21 protein-coding genes and 1 tRNA gene are annotated in these 26,506 nt (G+C 46.5%); 14 read left to right on the top strand and 8 right to left on the bottom strand.

Annotated elements, in window-relative coordinates; translation table 11 throughout:
- The first annotated feature begins 116 nt into the window (after window positions 1–116).
- Window positions 117–1,961: a DUF4209 domain-containing protein gene (locus tag ACO05Z_RS10045; protein ID WP_421902044.1), complete on the top strand. Its 1,845-nt coding sequence runs from the start codon at window positions 117–119 to the stop codon at window positions 1,959–1,961.
- Between the two features lie 33 nt (window positions 1,962–1,994).
- On the opposite strand, the gene ACO05Z_RS10040 is transcribed toward ACO05Z_RS10045, so the two are convergent.
- The 3 genes from ACO05Z_RS10040 to ACO05Z_RS10030 are packed head-to-tail and all read right to left on the bottom strand — an operon-like array spanning window position 1,995 to window position 5,764.
- Window positions 1,995–4,295 carry a zincin-like metallopeptidase domain-containing protein gene (locus ACO05Z_RS10040; protein WP_421902043.1) on the bottom strand — a complete coding sequence of 767 codons (2,301 nt, stop codon included), beginning with the start codon at window positions 4,293–4,295 and terminating at the stop codon, window positions 1,995–1,997.
- Window positions 4,296–4,299: 4 nt separating this feature from the next.
- Complete coding sequence (locus ACO05Z_RS10035) at window positions 4,300–4,509, bottom strand: hypothetical protein (protein WP_421902042.1); 210 nt, start codon at window positions 4,507–4,509, stop codon at window positions 4,300–4,302.
- Between the two features lie 22 nt (window positions 4,510–4,531).
- On the bottom strand, window positions 4,532–5,764 hold the full coding sequence (locus tag ACO05Z_RS10030; RefSeq protein ID WP_421904181.1) for a DNA topoisomerase: 1,233 nt from the start codon (window positions 5,762–5,764) through the stop codon (window positions 4,532–4,534).
- A gap of 129 nt (window positions 5,765–5,893) precedes the next feature.
- Between ACO05Z_RS10030 and ACO05Z_RS10025 the strand changes: the two genes are divergently transcribed.
- A complete protein-coding gene (locus tag ACO05Z_RS10025; protein WP_421902041.1) occupies window positions 5,894–7,030 on the top strand; it encodes a tyrosine-type recombinase/integrase in 1,137 nt (378 codons plus the stop codon).
- Window positions 7,031–7,103: 73 nt separating this feature from the next.
- Here the strand turns inward: ACO05Z_RS10025 and ACO05Z_RS10020 are convergent.
- A tRNA-Arg gene (locus tag ACO05Z_RS10020) sits at window positions 7,104–7,180 on the bottom strand.
- A 370-nt stretch (window positions 7,181–7,550) separates the two neighbouring features.
- On the opposite strand from ACO05Z_RS10020, the gene ACO05Z_RS10015 reads away from it, so the two are divergent.
- From ACO05Z_RS10015 to ACO05Z_RS10005, 3 genes are all read left to right on the top strand, one after another.
- Window positions 7,551–9,116 carry a methyl-accepting chemotaxis protein gene (locus ACO05Z_RS10015; protein ID WP_421902040.1) on the top strand — a complete coding sequence of 522 codons (1,566 nt, stop codon included), beginning with the start codon at window positions 7,551–7,553 and terminating at the stop codon, window positions 9,114–9,116.
- 134 nt (window positions 9,117–9,250) lie between these two features.
- The gene (locus tag ACO05Z_RS10010; RefSeq protein ID WP_421902039.1) at window positions 9,251–9,721 is read left to right on the top strand and encodes an Sbal_3080 family lipoprotein; all 471 of its coding nucleotides are present in this window, start codon (window positions 9,251–9,253) and stop codon (window positions 9,719–9,721) included.
- Between the two features lie 135 nt (window positions 9,722–9,856).
- A complete protein-coding gene (locus ACO05Z_RS10005; protein ID WP_421902038.1) occupies window positions 9,857–10,264 on the top strand; it encodes a hypothetical protein in 408 nt (135 codons plus the stop codon).
- Between the two features lies 1 nt (window position 10,265).
- On the opposite strand, the gene ACO05Z_RS10000 is transcribed toward ACO05Z_RS10005, so the two are convergent.
- The 3 genes from ACO05Z_RS10000 to ACO05Z_RS09990 all read right to left on the bottom strand — a co-directional run bounded on the left by ACO05Z_RS10000 (window position 10,266) and on the right by ACO05Z_RS09990 (window position 12,425).
- A complete protein-coding gene (locus ACO05Z_RS10000; protein WP_421902037.1) occupies window positions 10,266–11,051 on the bottom strand; it encodes an AraC family ligand binding domain-containing protein in 786 nt (261 codons plus the stop codon).
- A 12-nt stretch (window positions 11,052–11,063) separates the two neighbouring features.
- Complete coding sequence (locus ACO05Z_RS09995) at window positions 11,064–11,651, bottom strand: LysE family translocator (protein WP_421902036.1); 588 nt, start codon at window positions 11,649–11,651, stop codon at window positions 11,064–11,066.
- A gap of 93 nt (window positions 11,652–11,744) precedes the next feature.
- Window positions 11,745–12,425: a Crp/Fnr family transcriptional regulator gene (locus tag ACO05Z_RS09990; protein ID WP_421902035.1), complete on the bottom strand. Its 681-nt coding sequence runs from the start codon at window positions 12,423–12,425 to the stop codon at window positions 11,745–11,747.
- A gap of 96 nt (window positions 12,426–12,521) precedes the next feature.
- Here ACO05Z_RS09990 and ACO05Z_RS09985 point away from each other — a divergent pair, with 96 nt between their 5' ends.
- From ACO05Z_RS09985 to ACO05Z_RS09950, 8 genes are all read left to right on the top strand, one after another.
- On the top strand, window positions 12,522–13,538 hold the full coding sequence (locus ACO05Z_RS09985; RefSeq protein ID WP_421902033.1) for an arsenic resistance protein: 1,017 nt from the start codon (window positions 12,522–12,524) through the stop codon (window positions 13,536–13,538).
- Window positions 13,539–13,720: 182 nt separating this feature from the next.
- Complete coding sequence (locus tag ACO05Z_RS09980) at window positions 13,721–14,035, top strand: tetratricopeptide repeat protein (RefSeq protein ID WP_421902032.1); 315 nt, start codon at window positions 13,721–13,723, stop codon at window positions 14,033–14,035.
- A 304-nt stretch (window positions 14,036–14,339) separates the two neighbouring features.
- On the top strand, window positions 14,340–15,647 hold the full coding sequence (gene tig, locus ACO05Z_RS09975) for a trigger factor (RefSeq protein ID WP_421902031.1): 1,308 nt from the start codon (window positions 14,340–14,342) through the stop codon (window positions 15,645–15,647).
- 254 nt (window positions 15,648–15,901) lie between these two features.
- Window positions 15,902–16,510 carry an ATP-dependent Clp endopeptidase proteolytic subunit ClpP gene (clpP, locus tag ACO05Z_RS09970; protein WP_421902030.1) on the top strand — a complete coding sequence of 203 codons (609 nt, stop codon included), beginning with the start codon at window positions 15,902–15,904 and terminating at the stop codon, window positions 16,508–16,510.
- Window positions 16,511–16,516: 6 nt separating this feature from the next.
- Window positions 16,517–17,770 carry an ATP-dependent Clp protease ATP-binding subunit ClpX gene (clpX, locus tag ACO05Z_RS09965; RefSeq protein WP_421902029.1) on the top strand — a complete coding sequence of 418 codons (1,254 nt, stop codon included), beginning with the start codon at window positions 16,517–16,519 and terminating at the stop codon, window positions 17,768–17,770.
- A 189-nt stretch (window positions 17,771–17,959) separates the two neighbouring features.
- A complete protein-coding gene (locus tag ACO05Z_RS09960; protein ID WP_421902028.1) occupies window positions 17,960–20,638 on the top strand; it encodes an ABC transporter substrate binding protein in 2,679 nt (892 codons plus the stop codon).
- A gap of 332 nt (window positions 20,639–20,970) precedes the next feature.
- On the top strand, window positions 20,971–23,424 hold the full coding sequence (gene lon, locus ACO05Z_RS09955; protein WP_421902027.1) for an endopeptidase La: 2,454 nt from the start codon (window positions 20,971–20,973) through the stop codon (window positions 23,422–23,424).
- 173 nt (window positions 23,425–23,597) lie between these two features.
- Window positions 23,598–24,680, top strand: a complete 1,083-nt coding sequence (locus ACO05Z_RS09950; RefSeq protein ID WP_421902026.1) for a serine hydrolase domain-containing protein — start codon at window positions 23,598–23,600, stop codon at window positions 24,678–24,680.
- Here ACO05Z_RS09950 and ACO05Z_RS09945 read toward each other — a convergent pair.
- Window positions 24,677–24,967, bottom strand: coding sequence for a hypothetical protein (locus ACO05Z_RS09945; protein WP_421902025.1), 291 nt, complete (start codon window positions 24,965–24,967; stop codon window positions 24,677–24,679). The genes ACO05Z_RS09950 and ACO05Z_RS09945 overlap by 4 nt on opposite strands.
- A 364-nt stretch (window positions 24,968–25,331) precedes the next feature.
- Between ACO05Z_RS09945 and ACO05Z_RS09940 the strand changes: the two genes are divergently transcribed.
- A complete protein-coding gene (locus ACO05Z_RS09940) occupies window positions 25,332–26,498 on the top strand; it encodes an ABC transporter substrate-binding protein (RefSeq protein ID WP_421902024.1) in 1,167 nt (388 codons plus the stop codon).
- The last annotated feature ends 8 nt before the right edge of the window (window positions 26,499–26,506 follow it).

Below are 26,506 nucleotides of genomic sequence, written 5' to 3'. Positions count from 1 at the left end.
AAAAGTATCCAACGACTCAGATACACTCTATAATTCATTTGAAGATATTTACATTGCCATATATAGGCTGTATCAATGTCTTATTTTGATTAACAGTATTGCTGTGTGGGGGGGTAATGGATACTCAGAGGTTTTTAGATGATCTTGAGTTAAGAAGCCAAGATTTTGATAAAAATGAGTGCGAGGCCATTCTCAGCAAATGTCAAGAAAATAACTATGCTGCTATGTATCGGTTATTTTCAGAGGCAAGTAGTGAGGCCCTTGAAAGAGGGAACAAGAAGCTTGGTAAGATATATTGGTTGCTGTCAGATGCTTGCTCAATGATGTTAGATTCTGAAAATCGGGCTGAACCATTCAAGCCCTTAATCTCTGTTGGAGATCGTCGTTCTGCTATTCCAGAAGATTTTTCCCAAAACGAGATTTTATTTTTTGCCGATTTAGTTGATGAGGTTGGATCTTATTTACTTAAAGCGAGACTTGCAGATCTCGCGTGGCTAAGGCTGCGAAAGATTGAATTTGCTTTGAAGGCGATAGATGCATACAAGCTCGTACCATTAACTCAAGAACAGTGGGTTCGTGATGGAAAGGAGTGTTGGAATCGAATGCTTGATTTGATTTTAATGCTTAGAGCTGGAGCAGGAGATCGATTAGAGCTTGTGGAACAAGATATTATTACTGCTCTTTTGAGTTCTACAGCTGAAGATGGTTTTTTGGGCGTATGGCTTACAAACTTGTTGCTTGATAATAGATTAGGAAACAGTAAGTATAGCGATATTGTTGATCATCTTCAGGAAATTTCTCAAGTTCCTTACATAGCACAACAATTTCATAAAATACGTTCTTTTTTTGAAGCAGCTGTAAGGTGTTATGAATGTCTTGATGATAAAGAGGGTAAACACCGGCTTATCTGTATGATTGCTGAAACATGGGTTAATGAAGCTGATGCCCGCAAAGCAGGTAAATCTCCGAGTCATTTGGTTGCTGCAGGTTTTTATGAAAATGCAATCCATACGCTGCGAATGATTCCGAGTGTATCAAGAGATTTGTATAATGTTGACCAAAGGATCTCTGAAATTCATACCCTAATGACTGAAGCGGGATCAAAAGTTGAAAGTGAAATGACAACATTTCAAGGGCCTAGCTATAATGCTACGGATTTAGCTAGGCGTGCTGAAGAACATGTTTCAGGAAAAGAGGCTATCGAAGCTCTTTTATGTTACGCAAACTTATCTGAGTGGATGAGTTTCTCTGCTATTTCTCATATTGCCATTAAACAAATTGAGGATAACCCACTCAGTTCATTCTTTGGTTTGACTCATGTAAGTCGTGAAGGGCGTGTTATTGCTAGAACTCCTAGCTCTAGTATTGATACTCCTTTAACTGTAGATGATGAAATTGTTTTTTCGACGATGATGCAGCAGTATGGGATTAATGTTGGGGTGATTGTTAGTGGGTATCTAGTACCTGCTCTTCGTATATTACATGTTGAACATCTAATTAAAGAAGCTGATTTTATTAGTTTAGCAAAGCAATCTCCAGCTGTACCTCCTTTTCGTGAACATTTCGTCGCTAAGGGACTTAATGCAGGTTATAATTATGACTTTGCAACTGCACTTCACCTGTTAAGCCCTCAACTTGAAAATATTGTCCGTTTTCATTTGAAGAATGCAGGGGCTAAGACTACCACTTTGAATTCTCAAGGAATTGAACATGAAAATGGATTAAGCACCCTTGTTGAGTTGCCTGAAATGAGTGAGGTGTTTGGGGATGATTTAGCTTTTGAAGTAAAAGCTCTTTTTTGTAGTTCACTAGGGGCAAATCTTAGAAATGAAGTAGCGCACGGCCTATTAGATCATAGGCTTTGTAATTCACAATATGGGATTTATGCTTGGTGGCTTGTCTTTAAGCTCGTATTAAATCCTTTTTGGAATAAAATGCATAGCATACCTCAGGAGAAGTGATTTAAGCGGCCCCCCTCAGACCCGCTTGTTAATTTACATTGCCATAGCCAGCGGCAGTGCTCCTGCCTTCATGGATTTTGCCATTTTGATGCTCTGGGACATTTGTTTCTGCACTTCGCCGATTCCGCGCGATTTGTGCAGATCATTAAAGTCGGAGAGGCCTTGCTCTTTTTCGGCTTCATTGAACTTGGGGGTTGCCATCAGACCGCCTACAGCTTTGGCTGCTGCTTCGGCTTTTTCAACCCCGACATTCTTTTCAAGGTGATGGTCGTTGTCACTGACCAGCACTATTGAGCTTTTAGGATATTTGGCCTTTAGAGCCTTGGCGACCGGTTCAAGATTGGAAGCATCAAAAGCCACAACTGTGGGCATGTTGCTTGCCATGTGCGCGCTGGCCGCAGTGGCATAACCCTCGGCAACGAGGATTGGACCGCCTTTGGCTATGTTTTCGCCGGGATCAATTGTGTGGAACATTCCCGCCTTCAGGCCGCCTTTTTCAAAGAGCTTGCCTTCCGGGGTGATGGTTTGCAGGGTGTGGATATGGCCGTTCACATCGCGACCGGGTACAAGCAGATCCCCGCGCTCGTTGACCTTGACCCCGTAGCCCGAAACACCTTTTTTAGTGAGGTCTTCCTGCTGCTGGGTGGCCCACTTGGCGTTGGTCCACTTGGCAAAGGAACGCTTTGAAGCCTTTTCTCGCTGCTCGGCGAGGGTTTTCTTACGCTCAATCCTTTTCTGGGCAGCTTGTGCCTTGATTTGGGATTTCTCTTCAGCGGTAAGTTCAAGGCCGTCAGCTTTCCAATTCATTTTCAGGCCGGTCTTGTGATTCTGAATGAATCCTGCAGGGCGGGCATCAAGGAATCCCTTGTATGCGCCGTCCCTTGAATTGGGCTTGCCGTCGATGACCGGCATGCGCTGGAGTGTTCCGTCCATGATCGGCTGCAGGCCCTGAAGATCAAGTCCGGCTTCTTGCAGGGCTTTGGCAAATTCTTGCATGGCGTTTGTCTGCGGAGCGTTGATCTTTTCCTTAGGCAGCCAATTGGCTAAGGGGTTGAGGTCTGTTCCGGTTGGAGCAAACCACAGCTTCTCGGATTTATCCCAGCGTGCGCCGAGCTTCTTGGCCTGTCCTTTTTCCCGATAGGGAGCATTGAGATAGGTCTTTTCTGTGGCAAGACGGGGGTCCTGCGGTTTTTCTTTCTGCTGCGCTGCGGCTTTGTTTTCCGGTAGCCATGCAGCGAATTTTTGCACGTCTTCTCCTTCAGGGGCAAACCACATCTTTTGAGTCTGATCCCACTTGGCTCCGAGTTGCTTTGCCTGATTTTTTTCAGAGAAGGGGACTTTGAGCCAGGTCTTGCCGTTCTCCGGAACTCCATATTTTGATTCGCGTTGTTCCAGCTTTGCCTTGTCCGGGGCAGAAACTGACATGCCTTGCTCCTTGGTTGCTTCCTTGCCGCGTTCCTTCTCAAATCCTAAAGTGTAATCTTTGATCTTTTCAGCACTCTGGCAGGCCCGGACGATCTCATAAGGATCTTCCTTCAGAACCTTGACCCAGCTTTTCACGTAACTGGCGTGTTGTTCCGGATTATGGCTGATGCCGAGTTCTGAACTGGTCATCCAGCTTGCTATTTCCGCACGCAGTTCTTCCTTGGCGTAAATCTCCGAGCCGAAAGGACCGAATTCACGATCCAGCCGTGATTCATGGCCGGTCCAATGTCCCAGCTCGTGCAGAGCGGTACTGTAGTATTTGTCGGGACTATCAAAGGCCGCGTGCGGGGGAAGGTGGATTTCATCAGACGAAGGTCTGTAGAATGCCCGGTCGCGTTGATCATGGGTGATGCTTGCGCCGGAGTTCTCCAGAAGAGCTTCAGCCCGTTCGTCGGGATTCCACGATATTTCCCGGCCATCCCATTCAGGGACTCCGTCAATCTGGCTGGCGTGGAAGACATTGGAGAAACGCAGGATCGGTTTTTCAAGTTGGATGCGTTCGGCCTTTACGTTGCCATCTTCGTCCCGTTCCGGCTTGCCGTCTTCGTCCTTCACAACGCTGACTTGAGACATCTGCCAAAAGACTATGGTCTGAGACTTTGAGCCCTTACGAACCTGCCAGCCTTTTGATTCAGCCTGCTTGTAGGTCATGAATCTAGGATCATTTAGTCCGTCTGAACTGAGCATGACCTGATTGATTCCCCGATAGATTGCTCCGGATACAGGGTTGAAAGCCGGCTGGAATTCACCAGCTTTCCATGGCCTTTGCCAGGGCGCAGTTCCTTTTTCCAGTTTATCGATGATGTCGTCGGCAAACTTCTGATAATATGGTATCTTAGCTTTTGCCATGCTGTCATTCCTCCGTTTCAATTTCTTCAGAGTCGAAGGGATCAAAAGAAGCGTCTTCCGCTTCTTCAAGCGTAATCGCATCTTCTTCGAAGGCTCCCATGTGGTCGGCCAGTTCCGGATCAACCTCGATGGCTGCGCCGGGATTTTCAGTCATTTCCCGGTCGAGCTGATCGGCCTGTTCGTTTAGGTGTTTTTTGATTTCGTCTTGGCTCATTTGTTCTCCTTGGGTTTGAGGGTTAGCTCTCTAGTTTAGGTTTCCCTTTCTCATCAAAGCAGCGGAACCTACACTCAGGAAAGCCGCTGCAACTCCACCAGAACAAGCCTTTGCGCTTGGCTGGCCTGCGGATCAGACCTTTGCCGCAATCTGGGCATTTGTGTTCTTCGGATACTTTCAGCTTATTGGCAGGCTTGGTCTTGAGATCCGGCTTGCCGCCTTTATTGGGAAAGGTTGCGTTGCAATCGGGATATGCGGAGCAGCCCCAGAATTTACCTTTCGGTCCTTTGCGGGGCTTCAGGAATCCGGTTTTGCATTTGGGGCATTGGACAGCATTGCTCTTGATATTTATGCCTTCGCGTTTGACGCGCGCGATTTCCTGAGCAACGGAACCGTCCACCTCCTCGATGAGCTGGAGGTAATTCAATTCGCCGGCTTCGATCTGCTTTTGCTTCTCGTGCCATAGAGCGGTCATGTCCGGTTTAACTGCGAATTCCGGCAGGGCATCATGGAATTCACGGCCCAGCTCGGTGCTGATGACCTTCTTGCTTTTTTCAGCCACAAAGCCACGCCTGAAGAGCGTTTCAATATGCGAGTCGCGTGTGGCCGGAGTTCCAATTCCGCCGGATTCGTCTTGCTTGTCGCTGTCCTTGTCCATAAACAGCTTCTTGATTTCCGGGTCGGTCACATATTTAGCGACCGAGGTGAGATCCTTGAGCAGACTTTTCATGGTGTAGCGTGCCGGGGGCTTGGTGAAAGACTTCATTGATTCGGCGGATTCAACGGTGCCGGAATCATTCTGCTGGAGTTTGTGCAGCTCTGGTTGTTTCTCAGATTTTTCGTAATCTTTGAGATATTGCTCATCCAGCAGCCGCCAGCCCGGTGAGCTGTTCAGTCTGCCTTCAGCCTTGAATTTGTGGCCGGCTATTTCCAGTTCCACTTTTGTGGCCACAAATTCTGCTGGAGGATAAAACTGAGCAATATAAAGCTTCACGATTAGCTCATAAATGCGCCGCTCGTCTTCGGTCAGCTTGCCCAGCTCCGGAACATTCATGGTCGGGATGATGGCATGGTGCGCGGTGACTTTTTTGGAGTTGAAAGCCTTGGACTTGAGGTTTGGAGCTGCGTATTCGGCCATGTCTCCGAAGGCCGGAGTCAGAGCCTGCAACAGCTCCGGAGCTTCAGCGTGCCGCTCGTCATTAAGGTAACGGCAATCACTGCGGTTATAGGTGACCGCTTTATGCTGGTCACGCAGCCGAGTTTGATAAATCTAAAAACTGGGCATATAGAAACGCTGAAGCCCTTGGGGGCGTCAAAATGGGAAAAGAATGGGTGTTCTTTGAAAATAACATGGTCGCCTGCCTCAAGAACCGAGGAAACGACAATGCCAATACAGCGAAAGAACAAGAAGACCGGGAAGCAGGTGTGGTTCGGACGGATCACTACGCCTACCGGGAAGCGCAAAGAACGGAAGTGCAAGAACAAGAAGGAAGCTTTGGATTGGGAAGCTTTGATGCGGCAGAAGCTGAAAGAGTGCTGCAAGACCCCGACCCTTACGATCTCATTGCACAGTCTAGCAATCCGTCACCTTGAAGCACAGGAAGCTAAAGGAATCAGCAAACGCTGGTTTCAGGATAAAAAGCTGGTGCTTAAAGAACTGCTTAACGCGCCCGGCGTGCAGCCGTTAAAACCTGCCTCAAATCTGGACCATGAAACGGTCCGAAAATTCCTTGATCGCATTTCGAAAACGAAAACCGGAGCAAGAGCTAACCGCTACCTTCGTCACATTAAAAGAATGTGGGCGTGGGGTAAAAAGGCCGGCTTAGTTTTCGGAGACTGCCCTTGGGATGTTGAGCGATACAAGGAAACCAGAAAGCCCCGGTACGTTCCGCCAGAAGACGACTTTTGGGAAGTCTACGATATAGCGGATCAGGTGCCGGATGGTTCCACGCACGTCACCGGAGTTTATCAGTACGAGCCGCATCGAAAGACCCTCCTGCTAGCCTACCTGCATACTGCGGCCCGCAAATCCGAAGTGTTGAACCTGAAGAAAGAAGACCTTGACTTCAGCGCGCGTAAAATTCGTTTATGGACTGCAAAGCGTGAGGGCGGGGTAGAGTATGATTGGATACCAATGACCGGGATTCTATGTGAAGAGCTACAAGCGCACTTGGAGAGGCAAAAGCAATCCTTTCCGTTCGCTGAACATGTCTTTGTTAACCCGAAGACCGGGAAACCTTATTCCAGCGTCAACAAGATGATGGACAGAATGTGTGAAAGGGCAGGGGTAAAGCCGTTTGGTTTCCACGCCATCCGCCATCTGACCGCATCTATATTAGATAGCAAAATGGTTCCCATGGCAGATATTCAGGCCATCCTTCGCCATAAGTCACCAATCGTGACAGCGAACTATGTTCATTCAATTCGCGGCGCGCGGGTGGAGCTGGATAAGGTGTTCGGAACGGGCAAGGTGATTCAGTTAAAGGACATGAAAAAAGCCTGCTCAGGTGAGCAGGCTTGAAAAAAAAGGTGAGTAAAAAGGTGAGTAAAGTTTAGCAAACTATTACTTTTTTACTGTAACCTATTGAAATAATTGGCGGGCAATACAGGATTCGAACCTGTGGCCTTCAGCTCCGGAGGCTGACACTCTATCCAACTGAGCTAATTGCCCGCGCAGAACGTTTTACTATCCATCACTGTGCTGATCTGTCAAGGAAAAACTCCTTTATTTCATGATATGTTTTATGAAATTTGGGAAGAATTATATTGTTTTGCGTTAGTTGCGATTTAGTGGACCCCTTTCCATGGGCATGGTTGTAGTATTTAGCGTTATGAAATCTTCAATAATTTTCTGAATGTGACATTTTGTGCAGTTAAAATGTTACAATTTATTGACTCAAGTGGTTTGATTGAGTAATTTCGAAAATAACTTTTTCGGAATCGCGTGTTGAGCGGGTGGTGCTGTTCATTAATGCTCATCTGAAAAATATATTCCATTGGGGTGGTTATTTTCTTTTGAACCTTTTGAGGCAGAGGGTGTTATGAAGATCAAATTGCTGATTGGGGTTGGTGTGTGTGCTGTTCTGGGGGCGTTGTCAGTTTATGCTGCTGCGGAATTCGGAACTGATTTGAAATCAATTTTACTGATTGCGGCTGTATCTGTTTTTGCGATTGTCATGCTGGGAGGAATATTTACTGTCCAGATGGTGAGTAAAGGGGCTGCAAAAAAATCAGATGCCATTGCCAAGTATTTGAAGGGAGTTGTAGAAGGAGACTTCAACTCTAATAGACCTGAATCCTGTGAAGGGGATCTCGGCCAGCTTGGCGAACAGGTCTGTATTACTATTGATGCATTGAAAAAAAGGATCGGTTTTTCAGAAGGGGTGCTTAATGCCATTGCCGAGGCGTATCCTTTCATGACCTGTGATGCCGAGGCCAAAGTTAATTTTGTTGGTAACAGGCTTTTTAAAATTTCCGGTAAAAAGGGCAAACCTGAGGACTATTACGGCCTGACCACTGGAGGTTATGTTTATGGAGATAACTCCCGTAAAACAAGGACTGATCGTGTTGTAAGCGAGGGCATCAGGATTGAAGGTGAGACTTCTTTTGAGGGGGACGGTGGACTCCACGAATTGCAGTTTTCCGGTGAGCCTTTTTACGACCTTGATGATAATTTATGCGGTGCGTTGACCATTTACTTTGATCTTACAGAAGTAAAGCAGCAACAGCGTGAAATTCAGGAAAACTCCGAAAGGGTTGCTAATGTTGCAGCCGAGTTGGTTGATATCACCGGGCAGGTTAATTCCGCTGCCGGGGTGATCGCTTCCCAGATTGAAGAAGCGGCCAAGGGGGCAGCTTTGCAGTCTGAGCGTATCACTGAAACCGCTTCGGCCATGGAAGAGATGAACAGCACAACTCTTGAAGTTGCCCGCAATGCTGTTGATGCGGCGGACAATGCTACTGCCGCTGCTGACAATGCCCATGAAGGCCAGAATGAAGGCCGCAAGCTGGTTGAATCCATTGAAACCATGAACACACATGCCACGAATCTGGGCACATTCATGAGTGATCTTGGAAAGCAGACAGATTCCGTGGGAAGTGTTATAACAGTTATTCAGGATATTGCCGATCAGACAAACCTGTTGGCCCTGAACGCAGCAATTGAGGCCGCCCGGGCCGGTGAAGCCGGACGTGGATTTGCGGTTGTTGCTGATGAAGTCCGCAAGCTTGCGGAAAAAACCATGACCGCTACCGATGAGGTGGGCACTGCCATTAAGGCCATTCAGGATGGTGCGCAGCGTTCCATTGAAGGAGTGCGGCTGGCAAGCGATGCCGTGGATCAGTCTACTGAAATAGCGCACAGCTCCGGACAGACGCTTGAAAGGATTGCGGAAATTGTCAATGGTACTTCTGATCAGGTCCAGTCAATCGCAACTGCGGCGGAGCAACAGTCAGCTACCAGTGAAGAGATTAACCGGGCAGTTGATGACATTAACTCTATCGCCGCCCAGACAGCGGAAGGCATGCATGCCGCCAATGATGCCAGCTCCGAGCTTGTCAGGATGAGTGATGAACTTAATACTTTAATTAAACAGCTTTCTTCCTAGTACAGTCCCGTACTCCATTGTCCGAAGCAGGTCGCATTGTTTATACAGTGCGACCTGTTTCACTTTTTGGGAGATACTCTTGACCGTAAAGTGTAACCATTATATTCCGGCTTAAAAAATGAGTGAGGGGTATTTTGCAGTATTTAAAGTTTTATTTTGTTCTTGTTTTTCTTGTTGTTATGGCGGGGTGCTCTTCAATTGATGTTGTGAATGAGCCTGTCCCGGAAATTTTGCAGGCGGAGAAGGTTTGCATCATTGAACATGATGATACCCGCGAAGCTTTTAAAACAACCATCAAGGAATGGCTGCGCGAACAAGGGATTACCCCGGACGTTTATCCACAGGGTACTTCCGTGGATATTTGTGAATGGACCCTTGAGTACGAGGGGCGCTGGTCGTGGATGGTCGGTTTGTACCTGGCTGATGCAAAGCTCACCGCGTACCATGACGGCTCTGAAGCTGGCCGGGCTTGGCTGGATATCGGAAAGTGGGATGGCTACAAATGGGAAAAGGGCAAAGTACGTATTTATAAATTGCTGGATATGCTTTCCGGCAAGGTTGACCATTACGAGCTGCCTAAGAAACAGGGCGATATGAAGAAATAGACCTGCAAAAGATTGCAAGACAAAACCGCTCCTTCAGCAAGGGAGCGGTTTTTTTGTTTCCATAATCCGTGAGCTGGGAGCCGAAATGTGTTATCCTTGCAATGAGACCTAATAATCTCAGCAAGGAGAGTGCGTATGGCAGTCAGTTGGGGAATAAGGATCAGGGTTGTTATTCTTTTTCTTCTCGGTTCAATCTTGTTTTTCCCGGGAGCCTTATTAATTGTTGCGGGTTTTCTGGAGCCGGATATGGGCTCGGATGATGCGCTGGCTATGTTTTTTATGGGCGGGTTACTAACATTCTGCGGGTTGCTGATTTGGTGGGCTATGCGCAAAATGTATCGCCGGGGCAAGCGTATGGCGGCTTATATGCGCCGTCGGGAAGATGACGAAGATGTTGCTATGGGAATGGGGCTTGCCCAAGCACATTACATTGCATCCACCATGCATGACTCTGATGACAACGACATGGATTCAGGGGATGTTGATGCGGATTTTGATTCCGGTGATTTCGATTCCGGCGGTGATTTCGATATAAGTGATTGATCTAGCCGGATTTGTTAAGCAGTTGAGCATAAGCGTTTGCGGTAAGCCCGTAGACGCTTTTGAATTGGCGGTTGAAGTGCGAGAGGTCGTAAAAACCGCAATTGACCATCACTGAGTATAATTCTTCGCCATTATCAAGGAGCTTTTTAGCTTGCTCGGTTCTACAACTTAAGAAGAACTGGTAGGGCGAAAGTCCCTTTACGGCCTTGAACTGGCGGATGAAATGGAATTTGGACATCTGCACTTCCTTGCAGATTTCATCCAGCTTCAGCGGTGCTTCAAAATTGTCATGTATCATTTCTACAGCACGGTGTACGGCTTTGTAATTGCGGGGCGTGCGCCTTTCTTCCTCTGTGTTTGCTGCCCGGTCTATTACGCCCATGATCAGTTCGCTGGTCAGCAGGTCGCCTTTGCCTGACTCAATGGAGCGGGTCAGGTTGACTATGTTTGCTGCCAGCTTTGGATCATTGATTATTGGGGCGGAGAATTTCATTACATCCTTTTTGCCGGACACTTTCTCAAACAGTTTCCGGGGGATGTAGGTCATTACATACTCAAGGCCTGTTTCCCCACCGGAACATCCGTCATGCAATTGTTCCGGGCTGAAAAGCATGATTCCTCCCGGTTTTGAATAGAGCATTTCTCCTTCCAGCCAGTATTTTTGAATTCCTTTCAGAGTCACCCCGATGGCGTATTCTTCATGGGAGTGTTTCCTATATTTGAACTCATCAAATCTGGCAGAAAGGACGGTCAGGTCTTCGTGATGTGTGTAGTTGAATTCCCGCATAGCTAGTGTTTTTTAGAGCAGGTTTTGCAGTCCGGAAATGGACCAGGCGCAGTAGATCATGGTCAGTGAGAGAATGATGTTTGCCTGTTTCTGATAAGGACGCAGGTAACGTCGGAAGAGTGCTCCCAGTACAACCCATGAGCTGTAGGCGCAGAAGCCGATGAAAGTAAGTATAAGTACGTACAGGCCAATGTCCAGTGGATCGGAAAAGGCAGGTATCACAAAGCTGCCGATGACAGTCAGGGTGAAGAGCACTACTTTGGGGTTGATGAACTGCATGGTGAACCCGCTCATGAATCCTCCGCTTTGGTCGGTATTACCGCCGTCATCCATGTGCAGGATTTTCCATGCGAGATAGAGCATGTAAGCTGTCCCGATAATCGCCATGACAGTTTGGACCTGCGGCATCAGGGCAAACAGGTAGCTGTTCAGGGCAGCGGAAAGGGTCAGCAATATGCCGAAAGCTATGGTTGCTCCGGCCACGAATTCAAGTGCTTTTTTGTAGCCGTGGTTCTGCGCCGTGGAAAAGATTACAATGTTCGAGGGGCCGGGGGTGAATGTCACCACTATGCTGTAGGCCAGAAATGCCAGTATGTTCATAAGATTTTCTCCTCATTTTCAGTATGAGTAGAAACTGACATAGGCCGGCTTTTTCCGGATAGTACAAAGTTGCTCAAGTCGCTTATATTTGCCTTAGCGCAAGCATCCTCCTTCCCGGCAACGGCTGAGTTCTTCATGGTTGATGATTCTGACTTCAGTTCCATCTACATTTATTAAACCGTTTGCACTCATTTTTTTTATGGTCCGGGAAAGCGCTTCCGGGGTGATACCGATGATCTTGGATAGTTCGCGGTAGGATATGTCCATGCTTACTAAGCCATCCTTCTCGCGGCTAAGAAAGTAGGCGGCGAGCCTTGAAGGGACTTGCTTGAGTGATAGGGAGTCGATCATCTCCATGGCGTCCTTGAGCCGTCTGGACATAACCCGCATCATCTGCATCAGGATGGTGGGATCTTCCTGAACCAGTTTTTCATATTCATCAGTATTAATGAAAAGAACCCGACTGTCTTCCAGTGCACTCATATTGGCCGGAAGCACGCCATCAGAAAATACCGAACACAAGCAGAATGGTTCCCCGGGGCCGAATACGAAGATTGTCTGTTCCTTGCCTTCGTCGGATATCTTGAAGAGCTTAACTTTTCCGCTCAGCAGCACATGCAGCCCTTTAGATGTTTTGTCCTCGCTGAAGAAAACAGATTTCTTGGGGATTTCATTTATTACTGCGTGGCTGGAAAGCCTTTCCAGCTGCTCTTTCTTTAATTTGGCAAAAAGGGTTAATTCGCTGATTTCCTGTTCGATGTCTTTTCTATTCATAGTTTATCCAAAAATAGGTTCTGTTGATCGAGGTCAATGTTCGAATGAATCGTATGAGCTAGTTTTTAACTCATGAGAGCGGGGTAGGGCAATGAAATGAACTTTAATGAATTGGAGAAAGATATGTGGACTATTTTGCAGAAAATTACAAAGAATTTAATCCTGGCCATTCCGGTGATGATGATTGCCGGATTTATCTACGGCTTGAGTTTTGATCCCGCATGGCTGAAATCCATGATCATTCCATTTACCTTTTTGATGGTCTATCCCATGATGGTTACCCTTAAAGTTAAAAAGGTTTTTGAAGGCGGTGACGGCAAGGCCCAGTTGCTTACCCAGTTGATCAATTTCGGGATAGTTCCCTTTGTTGCCTTTGGATTCGGTATGTATTTTTTTGCGGATAAGCCCTACATGGCTCTCGGATTACTGCTGGCGGGGTTGGTTCCTACCAGCGGAATGACCATTTCGTGGACTGGGTTTGCCAAAGGGAATATGTCCGCTGCAGTGAAGATGACTGTGGTCGGGTTGATTGCTGGGTCATTACTGACACCTTTTTTTGTAAAGATGCTTATGGGGGCTTCTATCGAGATCAACTTGATGGCTGTCTTCAAGCAGATTGTGTTCATTGTGTTTCTGCCCATGGTTCTCGGCTTTCTGACCCAGCGTTTTCTGGTTAACAGGTATGGTCAGGCTGAATTTCAGAAGTCAGTAGGTCCGAGATTCCCTCCGTTATCTACGCTTGGTGTACTGGGGATCGTATTTGTGGCCCTTGCTTTAAAGGCGCGGACAATTGCATCAGCTCCAGAAGTGTTGCTGAGTATCCTTGTCCCGCTGTTGGTTCTCTATCTGTTCAATTTTACCCTGAGCACTATAATCGGTAAGATTTTTCTGCCGCGAGGTGACGCTATTGCTCTTGTCTATGGTTCGGTAATGCGTAACCTCTCTATTGCGCTGGCAATTGCCATAAATGCCTTTGGTTCGCAAGGTTCTGATGCGGCGCTCGTTATAGCCTTGGCCTACATTATTCAGGTTCAGTCTGCGGCATGGTATGTGCGTTTTACAGATAGGATTTTTGGGGCTAATCAGCCTTCCCGGTTTGCCTGTCAGGGCTGATAATCTTCTGAAGAGTGCACCGGGTAAGTGCAGGCAAAGCAGGAAATAAGTCGCATCGAATCTGATGTGGCTTATTTTTTCAAATTAATGTTTGACATTGAAAATCGTTTTCAATATCTTCGAGTCAGCCAAGAGGGAAAATAAAGTTTTTAAACAAATTTAAATATATTTAGGAGAGCAACATGTGCAAACTCGGAAAAGCATGGCAGTTGAATAGGGAAGGTATGCAGGCTTGTAACAAAGGTGATTTTAAAAAGGCGGAAAACAACTTGAAATCCGCCATCCTGATGTCCCAGTGCAAGTCCAAGAAAATTCATCGAGCAACCCTGCATAATAACCTTGCTGTTGTCTTGCAGATGTCCGGTAAAGTAGAAGAAGCAGTACATGCATATGATCTTGCCATAGGTTTTCTCAATCCGGGCCACAAAGGGCAGGCGGCCCTGATTGAACGTATTGAATCCAAACGTGATGCTCTCAAGCAGAAGCTTGCAGCATAAATTTTAATCAATACGCATCTCCTCCTTGCTTGGCGGAATTCCGATCCGGGGTTCCGCCTTATTTATTAATGATAGGTGTAAGAGGGCATCTGGCGGTAATTTTGGGATAAAAGTTCAATTTATCCTCATTATTTGTGAATCAACTCCTTTCAGGGGGTTGACTTTGTGGGGAAACTGCCTAAATAATCCCAGTTCTTTTGTTGGAATAATGTGAAAGACTTCACGTTGGCCGACACAAGCCAAAGTACACAACTGCCAAAGCGGTTTGCGCATGGCGGATATATTTTCTAGGAGGATGCCTAAGATGGATTTTAATATTGAAGAAGTTTCAGCGGTAGAAAGAGAGATTAAAGTTTCCGTACCTGCTGAGGAAGTTGGTGCAGCTCTGGATGCAACCGTTGCCCTGTACAAAGTACAGACCCCGGTTAAAGGTTTCAGAAAGGGTAAAGTTCCTGCTTCTGTTATCCAGTCCAAGTACAAAAAACAGATCATCAGCGAAGCTACCACCGACCTGATCAACTACCAGATCAACGATATCCTCAACGGCCAGTCCTTCGTTCCCGTTTCCAAGATTGACGTTGACGCCAAAGAACTCGTTCGCGGTGAAGATTTCAACTACGTAATCAAGTTCGAAATCGTTCCCGAATTCGATACTCCCGGTTACCTTGGTCTTCCCGTTGAAGAAGAGCGCGCAGAAGTTTCCGACGACGAACTGAAAGACGTTGAAACCAGACTCCTGCAGTCCATGGCTAAAATCGCTCCCATCGAAGAAGACCGCCCCGCTAAGGACGGCGAACTCGCTTCCGTAACTTTCTCCGCAGAAATGGACGGCGAGCCCATCCCCGGCGTACAGGCTGACAACTTCGACCTGCCTATCGGTGAAGGTCACTCCCTCGAAGAGTTCGAAGAGTTCGTTAAGACCCTGAAAGCTGGTGAGTCCGGTGAAACCGACATCACCTTCCCCGAAGATTTCATCAACTCCGATCTCGCAGGCAAGACCGCAACCATGAAGGTTACTGTTCATGCTGTTAAAGAACGCAAAATGCCTGAACTGACCGACGACGTTGTTAAGCAGGCCGGCGGTTTTGAATCCGTTGAAAAAATGCGTGAAATCGTTAAGCAGTCTTACACTGCAAACCGCAAGCAGCTCAACAAGTCTGCAGCCCAGACCAAGCTGATCAGCGGCATCGTTAAAGAACTCAACTTCGAGCTGCCTCCTTCTCTTATGGAAGACCGTCTGCAGCGTATGGTTGCTGACGTTATCGGCCGCGCAGAGCGCTCCGGTAAGAGCTTTGAGTCTCTCGGCAAATCCATGGAAGAACTGACTGAAGAGCAGCGCCCCATGGCTGAAGAGTCTGTACGTACTGAAATCTTCCTGCTCAACGTTGCAAAGCGTGAAGAGCTTACTGTAGAGCCTCAGGAAGTTGAAGGTGCTCTCTACCAGATTGCACAGCAGACCCAGCAGGATCTCAGCTCCGTTAAGTCCTACTACGAAGAGAACAACCTCATTGTTCCCCTCAAGGACCGTCTCCTTGCTGACAAAGCAGCTGAGTTCATCTACGAAAACGCCGACGTTACTGAAATCGATCCTGTTAAGAAGGATGAAGAGTAATCTCGACCGGTTGAATAAGCATGTAAGGCGGCGCGGTTCTCTTACCGCGCCGCCTTTTGATTTTTTTTGAAAACGGGTTGTTAATAATTCTATATGCAGTTAACAAGTTGTAGAGTTTGACCCGCCGGATTTGTGCTTGTACTCAAGCATTCAAATGATTAGGATGAATTATCAAGTGATTATCCGTACCGGATCGGGCGGTTTTTCATTAATTTCAATTCCCTTTTATAAATAAATATTTCCGGGAGATATAGATGTCTGGAACCATACCTATTGTTGTTGAAACTACCGGGCGCACAGAGCGCGCTTACGATATTTATTCCCGTCTTCTCAAGGATAGAATCATCCTGCTCAGCGGCGAAGTTAATGACCATGTTGCCAGTGTTATATGCGCACAGCTTCTTTTTCTGGAATCTGAAGATCCTGACAAAGAAATCTACATGTATATCAACTCTCCCGGCGGTGTAGTTACTGCCGGTATGGCTATTTACGATACAATGCAGTATATCTCCGCTCCGGTGGCTACCCTGTGTATGGGTCAGGCTGCCAGCATGGGCGCTTTCCTGCTCAGCGCAGGTGAGAAAGGGCAGCGTTACTCCCTGCCGCACAGCCGCATCCTTATTCACCAGCCTTTGGGCGGTGCTCAGGGTCAGGCTACTGACATTGATATTCAGGCCCGTGAAATTTTAAGACTTAGAAAATCCCTCAACTCTATCATGGCCGAAAACACAGGCAGAACTGTAGAAGAGATTGAGAAGGATACGGATCGCGATAACTTCATGTCCGCAGAGGAAGCTGTTGAATACGGCCTCATCGATAAGGTTCTGGAGAATCGCGGAAATATTGAATCCAAGGAAGGTTAATTCCTGATGAGTAATGAAAACCAAGGTTCAGGACAGGACCTTCATTGCTCCTTTTGCTCCAAATCTCAGGATGAGGTGCAGCGTCTGATCGCCGGACCTGATGTTTACATCTGCGACGAGTGTGTCCAGCTTTGTAACGACATCATGGCTCAGGAAGCGGTCGGTGAGGAGTTTGATGCAGGTAAGCTCCTGTCTCCACAGGAAATCAAAGAACTGCTTGATGAATATGTAATCGGTCAGGAACATCCCAAGAAGATTCTGGCTGTAGCTGTTCACAATCACTATAAGCGTGTGTACTACACCCAGTCCAGCGGCACTGATGATGTTGAAATCGATAAGAGCAACATCCTGCTTATCGGACCTACCGGTTCCGGTAAGACCCTGCTGGCTCAGACTCTGGCAAGAGTTCTTAAAGTCCCCTTTGCCATTGCGGATGCCACCACACTGACCGAAGCAGGTTACGTGGGTGAGGATGTTGAAAACATTCTCGTGCAGCTTCTGCAGAACGCTGACTATGACATTGACGCCGCATCCCGTGGAATCATTTACATTGATGAGATCGACAAGATTTCCCGCAAGGGTGACAGTCCTTCCATCACCCGTGATGTTTCCGGTGAAGGTGTGCAGCAGGCTCTGCTTAAGATCATTGAAGGAACCGAAGCCAACATTCCTCCCAAGGGTGGTCGTAAGCATCCTCAGCAGGAGTTCATCAGGCTCGATACCTCCAATATCCTGTTCATCCTCGGCGGTGCATTTATCGGTCTGGATACCATCGTGCAGCAGCGCATGTCCGGTTCCGGTATCGGTTTCGGTGCCAAGGTAGAGCAGAAGTCCGATAAGGGCATCAGCGAGCTCTTCTCCAAGGCAGAACCTGCGGATCTGGTTAAATTCGGTCTTATTCCCGAATTTGTCGGTCGTATTCCGGTTCAGACAGCACTTTCCGAGCTTAGCGAAGAAGATCTTGTACGAATTCTTCAGGAACCCAAGAACGCGCTGGTAAAGCAGTATAAGAAAATGTTTGAACTGGACGGCGTGCGCCTGACTTTTACTGCCAATGCGCTGAAAGCTATTGCAGCTAAAGCTGTTGAGCGTAAAACCGGTGCCCGCGGTCTTCGCAATGTGCTTGAATCCATCATGCTTGATATCATGTACAAACTCCCCTCCATGAGTGGTGTTAAAGAGTGCGTGATCAATAAGAGTGTTGTTGAAAATGGAATGGAACCCATTCTGTTTTTCCATAATGAAGTGAAAAGTGCATAGCTAATATCTATATCAGCTTTTATGAAGCCCCCGATCCTTTCTGGATCGGGGGCTTTTTGTTTTATACTTGCTCAGTGCCAAAGAATTATTACGAGGAAGGATGTTTTTAATTTTAGGGGATTGGCTTTATTTAAGTAATGAAGTATTGAAGTTGGTGAATCTCAAATTTTATTTCAGGTCGGCGAGTACATGAAGAAGATCATACTAATTGTTGCATTCGCATTTTTTGCGCTTGTCTCTTTTTGCCCAATTGCCTCAGCTGTAAGTCCTCAGGTTTTACTTGTCAGCTCTTATCACCCCGGATTTCCAACTTTTTTTAAACAGATTGATGGTCTCAAGTCGGTGCTTGGCCCTGCAGGAGTCCATCTTGATGTTGAATTCATGGATTCCAAGCGATTCATGAATAAAAAGAGTCTCTCCACTTTTCGCAACATGCTCAAGATGAAACTCGCTTCTTTAGATAAGTATAATGTGGTCGTTACTTCTGATGATAATGCTCTGAATTTTATATTGAAAAATAAAAAGGAACTTTTCCCGCAGATCCCCATTGTTTTTTGCGGCGTGAATGATCAGGATCTGGCCCGTTCCATGGATAATAACGATAATGTTACCGGAGTTATCGAGGCTGTTTCCATGCGGGAAAATTTGCAGGCAATCGTAGATTTAATTCCCGGAATTAAGACTATTTATCTGATTGTTGATGCAACCCCAAGCGGGCAGGCCGATTTACATTCAGCCAATAGTTTGAGTAAAGACTTTTCCGACTTCAAGCTTGTTGAAATTCCCTTAAACAGGATGAACTGGGCGGAAATGAAAGAGGTCCTTGGCAGACTTTCTGCCAATAGTGCTGTCCTGTTACTCGCTGCATATAGGGATAAGGATGGGGTTGCAAAATCTTTTGAGGAAGGATTGCAAGAGATTGTTTCAAGCAGCAGTCGCCCTGTTTTTCATCTCTATGAGCATGGCATCGGGGAAGGGATTATTGGTGGAAAGGTCATTTCGCACTATGAGCAGGGCGCTATCGCGGGACGTATCGCTCTTGATATTTTAAATGGCAAGTCGGTCAAAGACATTCCTGTTGTGGAAGGTGGGGATGCCAACAGGTATATTTTCGACCGTATTGTGCTTGATCGGTTTAAAGTTAAAGATTCCATATTACCCCCTGATTCCCTCATCTTGAATGAGAAAGAGTCGGTATGGGGAGTCCATAAGTTCGAGATTATTTCAGGGCTTTTTGTTATTGCGGCGTTGCTTGTTTTTTCAATCGCTCTATCTATCGCTTATATGAAATTGCGCAATGCAAAAGAGCAGGTTCGACAAAGTAGAGAACGCTTTGCTCTTGCCATGGCTGCCAACAAGGATGGCGTCTGGGATTGGAATATCAAGACAGATGACGTGTATTACAGCCCCGGATACAAGGCTATGCTCGGATATGGCGAAAATGAGATGCCTTCACATGTTGATTCATGGATTGATCTTATTCATGAGGAAGATCGTGTGCGTGCTTTCAGTGTGAATAGTAAGTGTATCAATAATGAAATAGAAAATTTTGAAGTCGAATTTCGTATGCAGGCCAAAGATGGCAAATGGCTATGGATTCTCGGACGCGGTAATGCCGTGGAAAGAGAAGAGTCGGGGAAGGCCGTTCGTATGATTGGCACCCATACCGATATCACTGAATTGAAAAATTCTCTTGAGGAGAACAGGTATTTACGCAATCAATTGAAAAGTATCATCGATTCTATGCCTGCCATTCTGGTCGGTATGAATAGTGAAGGGCGGGTCACCCACTGGAACAGGAAAGCTGCGGAAGTTTCTGGGATCAGTGATGCGCAGGCAATGGGAAAACATGTTGAAGATGTTTTTCCCCGGCTTTCACCATACATGGAACAGGTCAGGGAGTCCCTGAGCAGTAAAAAGGTCTGGACTGATCCAAGAGTAGCACGCAGGCAAGATGGTGATATTTATTACGATGATATCATGATTTATCCTCTTTCGGCTGGTAAACAGGATGGTGTTGTCGTTCAGATTGAAGATGTTAGTGAGCGGGTCAGACTCGAAGATATGCTGGTCCAGAATGAGAAGATGCTTTCCGTCGGAGGTCTTGCTGCGGGCATGGCCCACGAAATCAACAATCCACTTGGGGTAATTGCACAAGGGGCCCAGAATATCACCAGACGTGTATTAGGCGATCTGCCGGGAAACAAGAGGGTTGCCGAGGCCAGAAATATCAGTCTTGATGATTTGCATGGGTATATGCATGACCGGGATATTCCCAAGATCATTAGTGGTATAACAGCATCTGTGGATCGGGCCGGGAAAATTGTCAGGAATATGCTTAGCTTCAGCCGTAAGAATCAGGATAATTTCAAAAAGCATGATCTGTCTGAACTTTTGAATAATACAGTTGAACTTGCAGACAACGAATATAACCTTTCGACTAAATATGATTTCAAAAAAATCGAAATAGTACGTGAGTATGAAGGTAGTATTCCAACTGTTTTTTGCGAAGGCAGCGAGATTCAGCAGGTCTTTTTGAATCTTTTGAAAAACAGTGCCCAATCCATGACCTCTAAGGCCTACGAAAATGGAGGCCCCAAGTTTATACTTCGGGCATATAAAAACGAGGGCTGGGTTAATATCGAAATTGAAGATAACGGGCAAGGTATGGATGAGAACGTTCGTAAGCGTATTTTTGAACCTTTTTACACCACCAAGAAAGTAGGAGAGGGGACCGGTCTTGGTCTGGCTATTTCATATTTTATTATAACCGATCTGCATAAAGGTAAGATGGAAGTATATTCATCACTGGGAAACTGGACAAAATTTGTTGTCTCCCTGCCTGTAGTCAAAAATGGAGTTGCCTGATTTTTTGGAAATAAAGGTTGAAGCTATATTTGGGGAGGATACACTGTTCTCTTTTGGGCTATGAAGCTTTTTCTTCCTTGTCGCCAGCTATTAATTTTTATGTATAATGTAATTAATAACGGTTTGTGGTTTGACAAAACGGGAGCAGGTATTATTTCATGTTTCTGTAGGGTTATAAGTTTTAATTTTTGAAAATCAATCGTTGCGGTTATTTGTTTAACTGACGTTTCAACATAACTTTTTTACCTGATAAGGTGTCCATCCTGTGAACGGACGTAGTGTTTGTTCTCGTTTGGTTTAAAGACGTTTCCGGGTTAAAAGCAGGAGGATAAATGTCGTCCACAGTTTTTGAAGGTGGCAATACATCCGCTGAACAGAATATTCTTCCGATGATGTCACTGCGGGAAGTAGTAATGTTCCCGCGTTCCATTGTGCCTCTTTTTGTTGGTCGGGAGTCTTCAATCAAAGCAATTGAAGAAGCTATTTCCGATTATGATAAAAAGATTTTTCTGGTCACTCAGGAATTTCCTGAGAAAGAAAAGCCTGAACCGGAAGATCTTTTCCGGGTAGGTACTGTCAGTAAGATTCTGCAGATGCTCAGGCTTCCTGATGGTACCATTAAGGTGCTCTTTGAAGGGATGTACCGCGCCAGCTGGAATCCTGAATCAGATAGTGTTGTTTTTGGTGAGAATTTCCCGCTGGTAAATATTGACCGGGTTGATGATCTTCCGGCTGAAGAGCATACAACCGAGGCTCTGGTGCGTTCTGTTCACGAAGCCCTTGAAAAATTCGGCAAGGTGAACAAGAAGATTGCTCCTGAGACCATTCTGGCCATTTCAACCATCCGTACTGCCGGGAAACTTGCAGATTCCATCATGCCCCACCTCAAGGTGGAGTTTCTCAAGAAGCAGAGCATTCTTGAGATGGTTGATCCCATTGAAAGGCTGGAAGCGGTTTATGAACTCCTGCTTGGTGAAATTGAAATCGTGTCCATTGAAAAACGGGTCAAGAACCGCGTTAAAGGACAGATGGAAAAGAACCAGCGCGAGTATTATCTCAACGAGCAGCTCAAGGCTATCAACAAGGAAATGGGGCGTGAGGATGATCCTCAGGCAGAAGCCCATGAACTTGAAGAGCAGCTTAATGAAAAGAACATGGAAGAAGAGTCCCGGGAGCGGGTGCGCAAGGAAATTAAGAAATTGCGCCAGATGGCTCCTTCCTCAGCCGAGTATACCGTTGTCCGCAACTATGTGGACTGGGTTATGGAGCTTCCATGGAACAAATATAAAAAGACCAAGCTCGATATAGCTGAAGCACGTAAGATTCTGGATGAAGACCATTACGGTCTGGAAAAGCCAAAAGAGCGCATCCTTGAGTACATGGCTGTGCAGTCTCTTGTAGATACCATCAAAGGCCCCATCCTCTGTTTTGCCGGTCCCCCCGGTGTAGGTAAGACCTCCATAGCCCGCTCAATTGCCCGGGCCATGGGCCGTGAATTCGTCCGTCTCTCCCTTGGTGGGGTACGTGACGAAGCTGAAATTCGTGGTCACCGTCGTACCTACGTTGGTGCTCTTCCGGGTAAGATTATCCAGTCCATGAGACGTTGCGAATACAGCAACCCGGTTATCTGTCTTGATGAAGTGGATAAGATGAGCACCGATTTCAGGGGCGACCCCTCTGCGGCGCTTCTGGAAGTGCTTGATCCGGAGCAGAACGGAACTTTCAACGATCATTACCTTGATCTTGATTATGATCTCTCCAAGGTCTTTTTCATCACCACTGCAAACGATCTCCATTCCATTCCCCTGCCGCTGCAGGACAGAATGGAGATAATTAAGCTCCCCGGTTACCTTGAAACCGAGAAGATGCATATTGCCAAGGACTTCCTGCTACCCAAGCAGGTTGAGGAACATGGTCTTAAGGAAGATAACCTTGCTATTTCTGATAACGCCATGATCGACATCATCCGTACCTACACTCGTGAGGCCGGAGTGCGTAACCTTGAGCGTGAGCTTGCCAAGGTTTGTCGTAAGACTGCCATGCAGATTGTGGAATCCGAGGATAAGAGCAAGAGTGTTCATGTGACCACCGCTAATCTGAACAAGATTTTAGGGGTCCATAAATTCCGTTTCGGAGCCAGTGAAGATAGATCTTTGGTCGGTGTTGCCACCGGTCTGGCCTACACTCAGGTAGGCGGTGAAATGCTCATGGTGGAAGTCGTGCTTATGCCCGGTAAGGGTAAAGTGGTCATCACCGGTAAGCTCGGTGAAGTCATGCAGGAATCTGCGCAGGCCGCACTTTCATATATTCGGTCCCGTTCCGATCTTTTTGGTCTGAAACCGGATTTTCATGAGAAGATTGATATTCACGTGCACGTTCCTGAAGGCGCTACTCCTAAGGATGGCCCTTCAGCCGGTATTACCCTGTGTACAGCCATTGCTTCCGCGTTCCTGAATGTTCCGGTGCGCCACGATCTGGCAATGACCGGGGAAATCACACTGCGTGGCCGTGTCCTGCCCATTGGCGGTTTGAGGGAAAAGCTGCTTGCTGCCCACAGAGGACTTTCCAAGACTGTGCTTATTCCCATTGATAACAAGAAGGATCTCAAGGATGTGCCTGATGCGATCCTTAAGGACCTTGAAGTTATTCCGGTGGAGAATATGGACGAAGTGCTTAGTTGCGCTTTGGATAACCTTTCTGCTGAAGAGTTGTTCCGCGGGCGTGACAGTGCCACTCCCATTGCGCTTAACTTGATCAAGGAAGAGTATCAGGCTCAGCCGCATTAAAGTTCAGATAGAAATCGATATCAGAAAGGATGTCCCTTCCGGGGACATCCTTTTTTTGTGCCAGCTTGATGGGGGAGGTGGTTCCATATCAGCCGAATTTCATGTTATGGTTAAGTATGGAAAACCGGTACAGGATATATAAAGGATGTGAGTTCGCGTGCAAGTTTCGCCGCGTGATAACTGCTGTATTTATAGCTATCTTTGTGTTGACGATTTACATCTGTTCAGAAGCTTCCGGTCATAATGATATCAACAAGATTTTGCGTGAATCTATTCAGGAATTGAAAATTCCCGGTGCTGTGATGATGGTGGAGACCCCGCAAGGGCAGGTTTGGACATACAGGGCAGGGGTGCGCAGAATTGGAAGCCGAAAGCCCATGGGGAATAATCTTAAATTCCGTATCGGCAGCATCACCAAGACTTTTGTAGCTTCCGTAATACTCATGTTGGTACATGAGGGTAAAATCAGTCTTGATACTCACGTCCATAAAATATTGCCGGAAGTAATCCCTGAGACTAACCGCGTTACTATTCGTAATTTATTACAGATGCGCAGTTGTCTGGGGAATTTTACTGTTGATAAAGAGTTCTTAACTTTGTTCAGGGAGAGACCATGGAAGCATTGGACTCCTGAGCTTTTGCTGCAATTTGGAAGTACACATCGTTGCAAGGTCGGTCTGGAGTTTGAGTACAATAATTCCAATTATGTGCTTCTGGGGTTGATTGTCGAGAAGGTGACCGGGGACAGCTTTGAGCATCAGGTTTATCAGCGCATACTCAAGCCATTGAACTTGAAGTCTACAACATTCCCTGTGAAAAGCGCTAATATTTCAGAGCCTTTTGCCAAAGGTCATGACTACAATCCTCAAACCGGAAAGATAAAGGATCTCAGCCTGAAGATTAATCCTTCATGGGCATGGTGCTCTGGAAACGGTGTTTCAACTGCTTCGGATATGTTGCAGTGGTTGAAGGCATATTTGAACGGATTCGGCATTGATTCCGGGCTGAAGACTGAACAAATGGATTTCCGGCCGGTAACTTATGATGGCATTTCTTATGGCCTTGGGGTCATGAACAAGTATAGTGCCGTGGGGCACAATGGAAATTTTGCGGGGATATATACAGCGCTGGCTTTCAAATACAGAGGGTATTACTTCGTTATCTTGACCAATGGGCAGGCAGAGGGAGGAGATCGTAAAGCAACTGCAGAGTCCGTGTTCTGGCGCATCGTTGAGAGGTCAAAAATTTTCAATTAGAAGCTGAAGCTGAATCCCAGCCCAAGACCCATTGCACTGGGAGGGGCTTCGGGACCGTCGTGGGGAGCTGTGGGGTGGCTGTCCAAGCCGAAGATCAATCCTGTTTGCATGTCATCAGTTATATTTAATCCTGTCACAAAGTCTGTGAATGAGAATTCTTCTTCCATACTTGAGACGGTTGTTTTTTCGCTTGTATTTGTCTCCTCTACATACCCGAAATCAGCAGCAAAGAGATTGTTAGTACCAAAGAGCAGCAGCGCTGTCGTGATTACTATTGATTTCCACATTTTCCACCTTCCCTATAGTTGCGGAAATTTCTCCCCTCGTCGTATGGAATTATACAAAATACGGACCATTGTGTTGTATACTCAATAATTCAACTGGATGCCGCAATCTAATGTGAAGCCCTTTTCTGGCAACTAGGAAAAATAATCGATTTTTGGCTTGTATGGGACAGGGCTTGATTCAGAAATCAATAATTGTACGGGGTGAGCGTTTATTTTGACGAAACAGATTGACACTTCATTTACTGCAAGCTAGCAGTGTTACATATTTCAGATTCATAAGACTTAATGATAACAAAAGATGAAGAGGTTTGCTGTGAGGGCTGATAAAAGTAAGTATATGACGAAGTGTTTTCGAGGGTTGTTTTTGAGTCTTGTTCTGGTCACGGGCGTTGCCAGTACCTGCTTGGCTAAAACAAAAATGATCACGGACATGCGTGGCAAGCTGGTAGAAATTCCTGCATCACCGCAAAGGGTAATAACTCTTGATGATGGATTCAGCGCCGGAGTCATGACGGTTCTTGGGGTTCAGGATCGTATTGTCGCGCTTGGCTCCCACTGCCCGGTGAAAATATTTAAGTATTCGTATCCCACTGTTGACGGTGAGAAATATACCTACATGAACGGGAGCAATCCCGTTAGTTTCCTGAACCCGTGGTTGCGGGAGCTTCCCTATATGTCGACTTACGGCAAATCCATAAATTTTGAAGAGTTGGCTAAGCTGCAGCCGGATTTGGTTTTTTTGCGGGTCGGTTCCTGCTATTCAAAAACGTCCAAGAATAAGAGCGAGGCCTTGAAAAGGCATATTCAGATGATTGAAGCGCTTGGGATCCCGCTGGTTGTGCTTAACGGTCCTCCGGCCTTCTGTTCCCAGGATATCAAGAATATTAGTGAAGAGATCCGTGTTGTAGGTGAGGTTTTTGATAAGAATAAAGAAGCGCTAAAATTATCTCGTTATCTTGAAAGTGTTGTTGATATGGTGTGCGAAAGGACTGCTGCGGTTACTGATGAACAAAGACCTTCAGTACTCCTGTTCGGACTTAGTCCCAAGGCCCGTGGTGAAGGCGGGGCAGGGACCACCCATGGCAAGGATACAATCGAGTCATATTTTCTTGAAAATATAGTTAAAGCGAAAAATGCCTATGAAGGTGGCGGCAGTTTTTCTGTCGTCAACACCGAGCAGGTTTTCGCTATGGACCCTGATGTTATCGTCCTGCCCACAGCATGGGGCTATCATCCGCCTAAGGAATTATACACGGCCCCTTATTATACCCGTCTTTCCGGTTTGAAAGCAGTGAAGAATCGCAGGGTAGTGGCCCTTCCTTGGACTCCTTGCAATTGTGCCAAACGCATTGAGTATCCGATTGAAATAATGATCATGGCAAAGGCCTGTCACCCTGAATTGTTCAAGGATATCAAAATGAGCGAATGGGTCCTTGATTTTTATAAGAATGTTTATGGGGCCGACGATGCCACTGCCCGGGGATTACGTTCAACCCAGTGGTTGGACTGGACCGTGGAAGAGGATTGGTAGGTCGCCGG

The organism is Maridesulfovibrio sp. (assembly GCF_965230075.1).
GTDB lineage: Bacteria > Desulfobacterota > Desulfovibrionia > Desulfovibrionales > Desulfovibrionaceae > Maridesulfovibrio.
This window is presented reverse-complemented; position numbering and strand designations above follow the sequence as displayed.